Annotated in this window: 12 protein-coding genes; 3 read left to right on the forward strand and 9 right to left on the reverse strand. The window is 50.2% G+C overall.

Features of this window, described 5'->3' with window-relative positions; translation table 11 throughout:
* Nucleotides 1-96: 96 nt before the first annotated feature.
* The 5 genes from NE473_RS20985 to NE473_RS21005 form a co-directional block, all read right to left on the reverse strand.
* On the reverse strand, nucleotides 97-2163 hold the full coding sequence (locus NE473_RS20985) for a ribonucleoside triphosphate reductase (protein ID WP_055649160.1): 2067 nt from the start codon (nucleotides 2161-2163) through the stop codon (nucleotides 97-99).
* Between the two features lie 270 nt (nucleotides 2164-2433).
* A complete protein-coding gene (locus NE473_RS20990) occupies nucleotides 2434-3042 on the reverse strand; it encodes a manganese catalase family protein (protein WP_055649159.1) in 609 nt (202 codons plus the stop codon).
* Nucleotides 3042-3308, reverse strand: coding sequence for a spore coat protein CotJB (locus tag NE473_RS20995; RefSeq protein ID WP_006772854.1), 267 nt, complete (start codon nucleotides 3306-3308; stop codon nucleotides 3042-3044). Before NE473_RS20995 ends, NE473_RS20990 begins: the two co-directional genes overlap by 1 nt.
* A complete protein-coding gene (locus NE473_RS21000) occupies nucleotides 3308-3898 on the reverse strand; it encodes a spore coat associated protein CotJA (RefSeq protein WP_242866061.1) in 591 nt (196 codons plus the stop codon). The genes NE473_RS20995 and NE473_RS21000 overlap by 1 nt, the downstream gene beginning before the upstream one ends.
* Nucleotides 3899-3935: 37 nt before the next feature.
* Nucleotides 3936-5270, reverse strand: coding sequence for an FAD-dependent oxidoreductase (locus NE473_RS21005; RefSeq protein ID WP_055649158.1), 1335 nt, complete (start codon nucleotides 5268-5270; stop codon nucleotides 3936-3938).
* A gap of 178 nt (nucleotides 5271-5448) precedes the next feature.
* On the opposite strand from NE473_RS21005, the gene NE473_RS21010 reads away from it, so the two are divergent.
* The 3 genes from NE473_RS21010 to NE473_RS21020 all read left to right on the forward strand — a co-directional run bounded on the left by NE473_RS21010 (nucleotide 5449) and on the right by NE473_RS21020 (nucleotide 8254).
* The gene (locus NE473_RS21010) at nucleotides 5449-5877 is read left to right on the forward strand and encodes a MarR family winged helix-turn-helix transcriptional regulator (RefSeq protein ID WP_055649157.1); all 429 of its coding nucleotides are present in this window, start codon (nucleotides 5449-5451) and stop codon (nucleotides 5875-5877) included.
* Nucleotides 5878-5908: 31 nt separating this feature from the next.
* A complete protein-coding gene (locus tag NE473_RS21015; RefSeq protein ID WP_022031619.1) occupies nucleotides 5909-6670 on the forward strand; it encodes a sulfite exporter TauE/SafE family protein in 762 nt (253 codons plus the stop codon).
* Nucleotides 6671-6877: 207 nt separating this feature from the next.
* A complete protein-coding gene (locus NE473_RS21020) occupies nucleotides 6878-8254 on the forward strand; it encodes a GGDEF domain-containing phosphodiesterase (protein WP_006772860.1) in 1377 nt (458 codons plus the stop codon).
* Between the two features lie 126 nt (nucleotides 8255-8380).
* Here the strand turns inward: NE473_RS21020 and NE473_RS21025 are convergent, their stop codons facing one another.
* The 4 genes from NE473_RS21025 to NE473_RS21040 all read right to left on the reverse strand — a co-directional run bounded on the left by NE473_RS21025 (nucleotide 8381) and on the right by NE473_RS21040 (nucleotide 11394).
* Entirely contained in the window at nucleotides 8381-8845 is a 465-nt protein-coding gene (locus NE473_RS21025) for a CBS domain-containing protein (protein WP_055649156.1), read from the reverse strand.
* A gap of 250 nt (nucleotides 8846-9095) precedes the next feature.
* The gene (locus NE473_RS21030; RefSeq protein ID WP_022031552.1) at nucleotides 9096-9863 is read right to left on the reverse strand and encodes a M23 family metallopeptidase; all 768 of its coding nucleotides are present in this window, start codon (nucleotides 9861-9863) and stop codon (nucleotides 9096-9098) included.
* 40 nt (nucleotides 9864-9903) lie between these two features.
* Nucleotides 9904-10824 (reverse strand): SpoIID/LytB domain-containing protein, encoded by a 921-nt coding sequence (locus NE473_RS21035; protein ID WP_039891369.1) that lies wholly within the window; start codon nucleotides 10822-10824, stop codon nucleotides 9904-9906.
* A gap of 21 nt (nucleotides 10825-10845) precedes the next feature.
* Nucleotides 10846-11394 (reverse strand): rod shape-determining protein, encoded by a 549-nt coding sequence (locus NE473_RS21040; protein ID WP_055649155.1) that lies wholly within the window; start codon nucleotides 11392-11394, stop codon nucleotides 10846-10848.
* Between the last annotated feature and the right edge of the window lie 63 nt (nucleotides 11395-11457).

Raw genomic sequence — 11457 nt, forward strand, 5'->3', positions numbered from 1 at the left:
ATGATTGATCTCCTTTAATTTATCAGGTTTGTACTATATCATATGCGATCAGTTCCTGAATGTGCATAATGGAGAACTTTGTGCCGGAAGACAGAATCACATCCGGTACATGATCCTGTTTTTAAACTCCTGTGCTTTCCCCTCGTTCCAGTCATGAACCGGCCTGTAATAACCGGCTATCCTGCTGTAAACATCAGCGCGGCCGCCGCATTTGGGGCACACGTTCTGCCTGCCCGGCAGATATCCGCAGGACTGGCAGATAGAATAAACCGGCGACAGCGTATAATAAGGAATATCATGGCCGGTGGTTATGCTGTGCAGCAGATCACGCGCCTTTTTCCAGTCGTCAAATTCACGTTCCATATAAACGTGGAATACAGTTCCTGCCGTATAAAGCGGCTGCAGCCTGTCCTGATGCTCCAGCGCCTTTTCCAGTGTGCCGTCGTAGTCCGCAGGCAGCTTCGTGCTGTTCGTGTAATACGGCACATCCCCCTCATGGCCTGCGGTTCTGATTCCGGGATATTTTTCCTTATCCAGCATGGCAAAACGGTAGGTAGCTGACTCTGCCGGCGTCGCTTCCAGTCCGTAAAGATCTCCATATTCCAGCTGGTATCCCACAATCCGTTCCCTCATGTGATTCAGCATCGCAACGGCAAACTCCCTCGTTTTCTCCGATTCCATGCCCTCTCCCAGCCACGGTGCATTCAGGCCGGCCTCGTTCATCCCGATCACGCCGATGGACGAAAGGTGATTGCTGAAATCAGACAGATAACAGGCCGTGTAAGGATAGAGGCCATTGGTCAGCAGATTGGAAATCACTTCCCGTTTGATTCGCAGGGACCGCGCCGCCAGATCCATCATCTCATCCAGTCTCTTGTAGAATTCCGTCTCGTCCTTTGACTGATACGCAATTCTCGGTAAATTAATGGTAACCACGCCGATCGATCCCGTGTGCTCCCCAAATCCGAAAAAGCCGCCCGCTTTGCTGCGCAGCTTATGGAAATCCGGAGTGACCCCCTCATAGGAAATCCTCACGTCACCAGGTGTCAGACCACTGCGGACGTAATTTGTAAAATACGGCGTACCGTAGTGGGAAGCCAGGGAAAACAAGAGCCGGTTTCGTTCATTATCGGACCAGTCAAAATCCGGAGTCAGTCCATAGGATGGGATAGGGTACTGAAAACCCAGTCCGCTGGCGTCGCCCTCCAGCATGGTCTCCAGAAATGCCCGGTCCACCATATCCAGTTCCTTCTGGCATTCCCCATAGGTGAACTCCATCTCCTTTCCGCCCACAATGGCCTTTTGCTCCGCCATGTCCTCCGGAATCATCAAATCCAGAGAAATATGGGAAAATGGTGCCTGCGTTCCCCATCTGCTCGGCGTATTGACGCCGAAAACAAATGCCTCCATGCATTTTTTCACCCGGTCATAGGAAAGGTTGTCCGCCTTGACAAAGGGCGCCAGATACGTATCAAAAGAAGAAAATGACTGGGATGCCGCCCATTCATTCTGCATAATCCCCAGAAAATTGACCATCTGATTGCAGAGCGTAGCCAGATGCTTTGCCGGAGACGCCGTAATCTTTCCGGTGATTCCGCCGAGTCCATCCATTAAAAGCCGTTTTAACGACCAGCCGCAGCTGTAGCCGGTCAGCATGGACAGATCGTGAATATGGATATCGCCGTTTACATAGGCCTCGGCGATTTCCTTATCATAGATTTCCGTCAGCCAGTAATTGGTCGTAACCGCTCCCGAGTTGTTTAAAATCAGGCCTCCCACAGAATATGTAACTGTGGAGTTTTCCTTCACCCGCCAGTCCTCCACCTTCACGTAGTTATCCACTACATCTTTATAATCCAGCGTTGTCCTGCCGAGATTTCTGATTTTCTCCCGCTGCTTTCTATATAATATGTACGCCTTCGCCACATCCGTATAGCCGGATTCTTCCAGCACCTTCTCCACACTGTCCTGAATGTCCTCCACCGCAATCCGGTCTCCCTGCATCTTCCCCTGAAAATCAGACGTCACTCTGATTGACAACAGCTCCACAATATCTTCCGTATAAAATTTTCCCGTAGCCTTAAATGCCTTCCTTATGGCTTCGGAAATCTTTTCCAGATGAAACTCTACGATTTCTCCATCACGTTTTACTACTAAAATCATGCCTGTCCCCTCTTTCCTCACGTTTCAATTACCCTTACAAATATACCAGATTTCCCGTAAAGTCACAACATATAACAGGCTGAAATACTGTATACACAACATCTTGATCCTTTGTCCCAAATGAAATGTACACATTTTTTTCATACTTTCATCAAAATTTCTTCACATATCCCATGTATAGTAATACATGTAACAAGGAAAAACCAAACAAAACTTTTTTTCATACTCTGGCCGGCAAGAATCCCCCTCTTGCCGGCCCCTCCCTTTTTATCAGCAATTACTCTTTACATCAAAGCTGGGATTAAAAGCATAAAAATTCTTACTGTCCAGATTATCCTGGGTAATCCGCAGCGCCTCTCCAAATCTCTGGAAATGCACCACTTCCCTTTCCCTTAAGTAACGGATCGGGTCACAGACCTCCGGATCAGTCACAACGCGCAGAATATTGTCGTAGGTACTCCGGGCCTTCTGTTCTGCCGCCATATCCTCCACCAGATCGGTAATCGGATCGCCCTTCGATTGGAACTCGCAGGCATTAAACGGAATTCCGCCAGCAGCCTGCGGCCAGATTCCTGTGGTATGATCAATGTAATAAGGCCCAAAGCCAGATTCCACAATCTGCTCCGGTGTTAAGTTTCTGGTGAGCTGATGAACAATGGCAGCCACAATCTCAAGGTGTGCGAGTTCCTCTGTTCCGATATCCGTAAGAAGGCCCTTACACTCCTTGTATGGCATGGCATAACGCTGGGACAGGTAACGCATGGAGGCGCCCATTTCTCCATCTGGGCCGCCATACTGACTCATAATAAACGTCGCCAGCTTAGGATTCGGTGTTGTAATATTTACCGGATACTGTAATCTCTTTTCATATCTCCACATCAGCCGCACTCTCCTTCCCATGGCCACGGATTGTTTACCCAGGTCCAGTAATTGTCGGACCGTACTTCGTCAATCATCAGCGGGCCGCACTGAGCCTCATAGGCATCCATTGCCTGTTTCCGCAACTCTGATACATACTGGTAATAATTCAGTGCATCCTGATCATCGGGATGAGTATCCAGATAGAGAATCACATCATCCACAGCGAAGCTCGCCTCATAAACCTTGCGAAGCAGAGCGCTGCAGTTTCTATCGATATTTGCCATTATCTGCACCTCCCCATGGAAAACGGTTTATCCAGATCGGGGAAAATCGTCCCTCTGTTTATTGCTTTGTCAACAGGATAGACCTGCTGCCAGCGCTGCCACGGAACATAAGCCATAGCTACCGGAAACTGATCCATATTGCACGGGGAATTCATAAATCCCTGATTCATCGGCATTTCCGGCGGCATATTTGGCGGCATCACCGGCCCGGGGCCCATCGGCATATTCGAAGGCATTGCACCTCCGCGCCCCATCGGCATTTCCGGCTGCATATTCGGCGGCATCACCGGCCCGGGGCCCATCGGCATATTCGAAGGCATTGCACCTCCACGCCCCATCGGCATTTCCGGCTGCATATTCGGCGGCATCACCGGTCCGGGGCCCATCGGCATATTCGGCGGCATTGCCCCTACACGCCCCATCGGCATTTCCGGCCGCGCTGGCTGATCACGGCGAACAGCAGGGCCGGATCCCAGAGGAAGATCAGGGCGGATCACCGGACCAGGCCCCATTGGAACATCCTGGCGGCATTTAGCGCCCTGAGGTACTGGCTGGCAGCCAGGACATCTTTGTTTCGTATAACAATCCATAGGATGAAATACTCCTTTCAATAATGAGTTTCTAATATCAATTTATGAAAGGAAGGCTTTCTTGTGCAGGGCCAGAGCAAATTTTTCCATTTTGTTCAAATTGTGATCCATGGCAGGGGCACTCGTAGCGCCCGTCCATCCGATTGTATACAAGCCTGCAGCCCATATGAGGACACCGGGGTACCTTGGGCACCGCCCCTTTCATAAGCCCGGCGGCAGAATGACCCGCATGGGAGAGAAACGTGACGGCCGCCGCCTTTGGTCTGAAGCGCTGCGGTGTAAATACCTCCTCGTACGGCGTTTTTCTTCCCATAATCTGTGCCGCAACGATCTTCGCCGCAGCCATCGACGTCGTCATGCCCCATTTCCCAAATCCCGTTGCTACGTACCAGTCCGCAAGCACGCCTGAAAAATGGCCGATGTATGGCACACTGTCCACACTCATACAGTCCTCGGCCGACCATCTTCCGAATTCCTCCGTCCCCGGATAAAAATGTTCCTTTAACCGTCTCATCTCCTCGTAAGGATTCTTCTCCGGACATTTGCCTGTCCGATGGCTTCCATGGCCTAAAAGAAGCGTATCTCCTGCACTTCGGAAGGAGTATGAATTTTTATCAATCCCCAGATACATTCCCTCAAGCTCCTTAACCGGCCCCAGCGCCATCACGTAACTCTTTTCCTGATACAGACGCAGAAAATAGAAGCCCGGAATATTCACAAACGGATAATGACAGGCAAATACTATGTGATCCGCTCTCACCACACCTCTGTCCGTCATAATTTCATGCCCCTTCACCTCCCGGACCTTCGTCCGCTCATAGACCGTTAAATCCCCGGAGAGCGCCTCGATAAACTCCAGTGGATGAAACTGTGCCTGACCCGTAAAGCGGACTGCCCCGTGAACAGGAAATGGAAGCTCCGTCTCCCTGACAAATGTGGCAGGCAATCCGCATCGCGCAGCGCAGTCCGCTTCCCGCCTCAGAATTTCCGACTCATTGACCGAAAATAAATAAGCGTCCTTCTCCTCAAAATGACAGGCAATACGGCGTTTTTTAATTAACTTTTTATAATCCTCAATGGCCTGCTGATTCGCCATGGCATAGGAGGAGGCGTACTTCTCCCCCATGGTGTTGACCAGCTTTTCGTAAATCAGGTTATGCTGGGAGGTAATCTTCGCGGTCGTATATCCCGACTGACCGCTTCCGATCCGGTCAGCCTCCAGCACAATCACTTCTTTTCCCTGCTCTTTCAGATAACAGGCTGCCAGAATGCCAAAGAGTCCGGCTCCAATTACTGCGACTTCTGTTTTCTTATTTCCGGGAAGAGGATTTCTTCCGGGTATTTTCGTTGTCTCTGTCCAGATTGATTTCATATTTTCACCTCACGGTTATCATTCCCCAATCTCCTGTAAATTACTTCTTCCCCCGTATTTCTATTGACAAAATCGAAGCCTTTTGATATAGTTCTAAAAAGAACTGTTCATTTTAAAACTATTCATTGCAGTCCCATTTACACAGGACTGTTCATATGGAAGAAAGGGGGGAAATGATATGGTGATAAGTGATCTTTTATCCGGAGCAAAATCCTTTCATAAAATTTATAATCAAAGCATTCAGACGGCTGCCTCCAGACACGGGTTATCGCTGATGGATGGAGATGTGATTCTGTTTCTATACAATAATCCGGATTACGACACGGCAAAGGATATCTCAACCTTCCGTATGCTGGCAAAATCGGGGGTATCCGCTTCCGTGGAGTCACTGACCGGCCTGGGATACTTAGAAGGCCGTGAGGACACTGCCGACCGCAGAAAAATCCATTTGAAGCTGACAGAAGCAGCCCTTCCTGCTGCCCGGGATTTAAAGCAGACGCAGCAGGATTTCTTCGATCGGCTGAACCGCGGAATATCAGAGGAAGAGCGGCAGATTTTCACAGATCTGCTAAAACGGATGATGGATAATCTCAAACAAACAGATTAAAACAGAAACTATAGAAAAAGAAGGTCTTACCATGTTGGAAAAAATAATTGTATGTCTTTTCGCCGGCCTCGGCGCCGGTTTTGGCACAGGCTTTGCCGGAATGAGCGCGGCAGCCGTCATCAGCCCCATGCTCATCACATTTTTAGGAGTCCCTGCCTATCAGGCCATCGGCATTGCGCTGGCCAGCGACGTCCTCGCCAGCGCTGTATCGGCCTATACCTACGGGAAACACAAAAATCTCGATATCAGAAACGGACTTGTCATGATGGCCGCCGTTCTGCTTTTTACCCTGGTGGGCAGCTATATCTCCTCCCTGGTCCCCAACCATGCCATGGGAAATGCCTCCGTCTTCCTGACCATGCTCCTGGGCATTAAATTCATTGTGAGGCCGGTTCTCACGACCAAAGACGCGCAGGCGTCCAAAACCGTACGGCAAAAACTGATCCAGTCCATCGTAAGTGGCATTGTGGTCGGTTTTATCTGCGGTTTTATCGGCGCAGGCGGCGGTATGATGATGCTGCTTCTCCTGACGAGCGTGCTGGGATACGAATTAAAAACTGCCGTGGGAACCAGCGTATTCATCATGACGTTTACGGCGCTGACCGGCTCCCTCTCCCATTTCGCCATCGGAGGCATGCCGGATCTGTTCCTGCTTGTGCTCTGTATCCTGTTTACCTTCCTGTTTGCGCGTATTGCCGCCGTTTTCGCAAACAAAGCAGATCCGAAGCTTCTGAACCGGTTAACCGGAATTATTCTGTTTCTGCTTGGAGCTGTCATGCTTCTCGTAAAGTAGCTTCGATATTTACCGAATTCTTCCTTGATTTCAGGCCTGTTTTATACTACAATAAGGATAGCCGGATTCCCACAGTCAGAAGCTGGGAATCCAACCCACGCGGCAGTCCCCGGCAAACCGGGGGCATGCTGTCGCCAGATGGTCCCGTAAGTGCACCATCTGGTTCATTGCCCGCGGGAATAATTACAAATACAGGAGGCAGACCACATGAGTTGGTTTCAAAAGAAGTCAATCCCCACTCCATCACCGGCGGAATCCGAACCAGTGATCACAGAGCGGCTGGAAGAAAGCAAGCTGGAACGTGACGCATGCTACCGTCATCTGTCGGAAGTCATGGATACACCGTCAGACCGCGGAGTTGTATTAAAGGTATACATAGAGAATTTCAAACGCCTGAACCAGGTATTCGGTTACGATTACTGTGAGAATCTCTTAAGCCAGATTCTCTCCTATTTGAAGGAAAAGACCGGAAAACCTGTTTATCACTATATTGGTGTGGAATATATTATAATCCTGGACCAGTACTCACAGGGGCAGGCCTCCGATCTGGCAGAAGAGATCGCGGAACAGTTTGATCACGCCTGGAAAGTGAACGGCACTGACTGCCTCTGTTCTGTACAGATGGGCATGTGCTCCTATCCCGGCCACGCAGCGACCCCGGACGAGCTATTAAAATGTCTCGATCTGGCAGTCTTAAAAGCGGAGGAAGGCGGCCCCAACCAGGCCATCATGTTCGACAGCACGCTCCAGAAGCAGCTGCTTCGCCGCCACACCATCGCATTATATTTGAAGACCGCCATAGAAAAAGAGGAGATCGAGGTTCGTTACCGCCCGACCCTTAATATGGAGACCGGAAAGTTCAGCCGCGCAGAGTTTTATATGCGCATCTTCATCAAGGGGCTGGGGCTCATCGGAGCCAGTGAAGTTCTGCCCATCGCCGAGGACTCCGGCCAGATCCGTTCCCTCGAGTACTTTGCACTGGACAAGGTGGGCCAGTGTATCGCAAAACTCACCGAAGCCGGCAAGGAATTCGATTCCATTGCGCTTCCGATATCTTCTATCCTCTTTTTACAGGAGGATTTTCTGGACGAGGTCAGACGTGTCATCGATACCTACCAGATTCCGAAGGGCAAGCTTGCCATCGAGATCCAGGAAAGCGCCTTAACCACAGCATACTTAAACATCAACGTCATGCTTCAGGAACTGTCCGATATGGGTGTGGAGCTGGTATTAAACGAGTTCGGTTCCGGGTACTCCGGCGTAGCCACCATCCTGGAGCTTCCGGTCAACACGCTGAAGCTGGAGCGTCTGTTCGTATGGCAGCTGGAGACAAACCCGAGATCCCACTGCGTGATCGAAGGGCTGATCCACATCGCAAGAGACTTAAATTTAAACATCATTGCAGAAGGCGTGGAAACTGAAAATCAGGTCAATATCCTGACAAAGGCAGGCTGCGACTACCAGCAGGGCTTTTATTACTCCCCGACTCTGGAGCAGGACACGCTGCTTAAAGTGATCGACAACACCTTTGCCGACTCTATCCCTCTGTTAAATGAAGAGAAAGAAAAAATGTCAAAAGCATAAACCGTGATAAAATGAAAAAGCCTGCCGGCGGAAACGGTTACTTCTGTAACTGTCGTTTCCGCCGGCAGGCTTTTCACATTTCACCTTCGCCGCCGCTCCACTCAGAGTGCCTGATCTCCGTCATACTTATCCAAGCACCAGACGCGCCTTATCTCCAGTGTTCCGGCCTGTCTGCGCCGCCTGACTGCATTCCTGGGACTTATCATAGTAATAACGAATGATGTCCTTTCTGGTAATGATTCCAATAAAATTCTTCTGGTCGTCCACCACGGGAACAAAGTTCTGGTTCAGCGCCTTATCGATTAAATCTTCCATATTGGAATTGGCATATACCGGACGGTTGTCCAGTCTCCGGTCGATCGCCGCCACGGTTACACGCTCGGCCTCCTTTAAGCTTAAATTAAACTTATTCTTGATTCCCCAGAGCATATCGCCCTCCGTGATAGTACCGATGTATCGTCCGGTTCTGCTGATAATGGGTACCGCAGAGTACTTGTGATACTCCATCTTCTCAAGAGCCTGCCGCAGCGTCTCGTCCTCATAAATATATGCCACTTCGCACTTTGGTGTCAAAAAAAACAATATGTTCATAGCCGCACTCCCGTCACATTATTTTCGTATTTATTATAGCATATTACTAAACTTCACATATGAACAAATTATTATTTTTTTATAACATTTTAGTGGTCCGGAGAGACGCGCGGAGAACGCCTTCTGCCCGGCGGGCTTTTTTGTAACAGGAGTGCTTTCCCATTACAAAAAGACAGAACAGAAAACTTAAATAAGTCTTCTGCCCTGTCTTCTTTTCTTCCCCGTATGGAACAGTACGGTCCGCTCGTTTTCACTGCATGAAGTCCAGCGGATCGACGGGTTGATTCTCGTGTTCCAGCTCGAAGTATAAGTTCGCGCCTTCGATGGAATAATATTTCGTAGGTTCTGCTACATAGCCCAGCACATCGCCCTGTGCCACGTACTCATTTTCCACCACCTGCAGTTCCTTTAACTGGCCGCAGACAGCGGTATAGTCATTTCCCATGTTGAGAACGACGTAATTGCCCAGTTCTTCATTGGAACCGATCTCCTGAATTTTTGCGTTTGCAGGTGCTATAACCGGTGTGCTCACGGCGCCCTGGATGACGATGCCCGGATTACATTTATACTGATCCAGAGTCGGGAAATAGATGGTGGACTCCATGCTGTAATCCAGAATGACATTTCCTGATACCGGCCATGCCATCTTTGTTGCGTCATTAAAATTGAGGACCAGCGCTGCGGCCGCCTCTTTTTCTGTTCCGGCCTTTACCGCCGGCACTTCTGCTTCTGTCTCTGCTTTCGCTGTAGCCCTGGCGGAGTCGGCGACCTGTGTATCTGCGTCCGTATTCTGCTCCGCGTTGGAATCACCGGCAACTGCTACCTGGTTCTCCTGTGGAATCGTCTCTTCTGCAATGACGCCCTTCTGGTCCGGTACTTCAAGATATGGACTCTGACCGCCATCGTTTCCTCTTTGAATGGTAATGACTCCTGCCGCAGCTACTATAGTCAGCAGGCCTAAAACCAACAGGACAAGGAATACTTTATCCTTGAACAATTGACTCATTTTCTCTTTCACGTTTATCACCTCGGTAATATTCTTACCAAAGGAGAAAGAGTTATTCAGAAATCAGAACAATATTTTTATAAAAATAATCAAGAATCTCTTCCGCTGTTTTTCCCTCCTCCGCCATGCACTTAGCACCGTACTGGCTGAGCCCGTAACCGTGGCCGACCCCCTGGCACACCGCCCGGATTCCGCCGTCGTACTCCTCCAGAGTGTAGGACGGAGACGGCAGTCCCAGCGCATACTGGACTTCCTCTCCGGTATACACCTTCGTACCGATCTGAATCTGCCCCACATAACCGCCGTCGTCACGGACAATCATCTGAATGGACTGGGGAAGCTGGCCCGCATCCACCGGTACACTGCCGGCAATCTGGTTAATCCTTCCGGCAAACTCCTCCTTGCTCCATACCATCATGGTCAGATAGCCTTCCGCCTCCACATCGCGTTTGCTGGCCACCGCCTGCAGGTACGGATGGCTCTCATCCCCGCTTCTCGTCATTCCGGTGCTGGCACGGTGAAACAGCGGCTCGATGAGCCTGCCGTCACAGGTGATTACCCTGCCCGCTGTCGAGCGCACCGCCTCTTCCACCGCCTGAAAATACGTTACAAAGGATTCACTTCCCCACATGGCCTCCATCTGCTTCTCTTCCAGATATTCCATATGAAGCTCCGACTCCTTCACCTCGTTCTCACCGTTCATCTTCTGGTAAATAAACGTCCTGGCTATGATGGCCTGTGCCCGCAGCGCTTCCTTCCCATACTCGGCAGGCATCTGCTTTGCCACCACTCCCGGCAGATACTCTTCCACATCCATATAGGATTCCCCGTTTTTCCGGTCCAGAATCACTTTTTTTCCGCTGGTAATAAGCGGTACTTCCTTCTTTTCCTCGATTCTGCCTGTCCATGCAAGGGTTATTATATAGGGAAGCAGCAATGCCATGACGCATACCATGACTATTTTTTTTGCCACCGAAAACCTCCGCAAGTTCCTTTAAAAAATTCTATGCGGACAATTCTCATTTATGCAGAAACGTTCCTTTTCCTTCCCATTCCATGTAATCCCCACAAATACGGTGCATGGCTTCTCCAGACACCTTACAGCTTCTTCCAGCGGCTGCCCGGTCAGACAAACGTCTCTCGCACCTGCCTGGTAAAAGGCATCCATAAATGCCTTCTCCTCCACCTCAGTCAACTCCTCCGGCACGCACACCGCCACCCGCGGCTTCTTCACGGTGGCACCGGTCAGGCGCTTTACCATGGAATGATCATATCCCAAAGCCCGACGCAGATAAGAACAGAACATCCTTTCCGCCAGCATATAGGAGGCAATAATCCCTCTCCGCAGCGGATTCACGGCAGTTACAGGCGTCACAGCCTGATCGATGGCCTCTTCCGCCGCATTCCCCATGGCAATAATCAGGCCGGTATCCCTGTTTACAAGGGCCATGGAGGATTCCTCCAGCACGATCCCTCTGTCTTTCACATAAATTGTAATTCTGGCCGGTTCATACCCCGGTTTTCCAATCGTACTCTCTATCATATTCTCCCCCCTTTTACTCCCGCTGACGCGAACCGTTCAGACAGGAAGACACGTCCAGCCGGC

This window comes from Hungatella sp. SL.1.14 (assembly GCF_024460495.1).
Taxonomy (GTDB): domain Bacteria; phylum Bacillota; class Clostridia; order Lachnospirales; family Lachnospiraceae; genus Hungatella; species Hungatella hathewayi.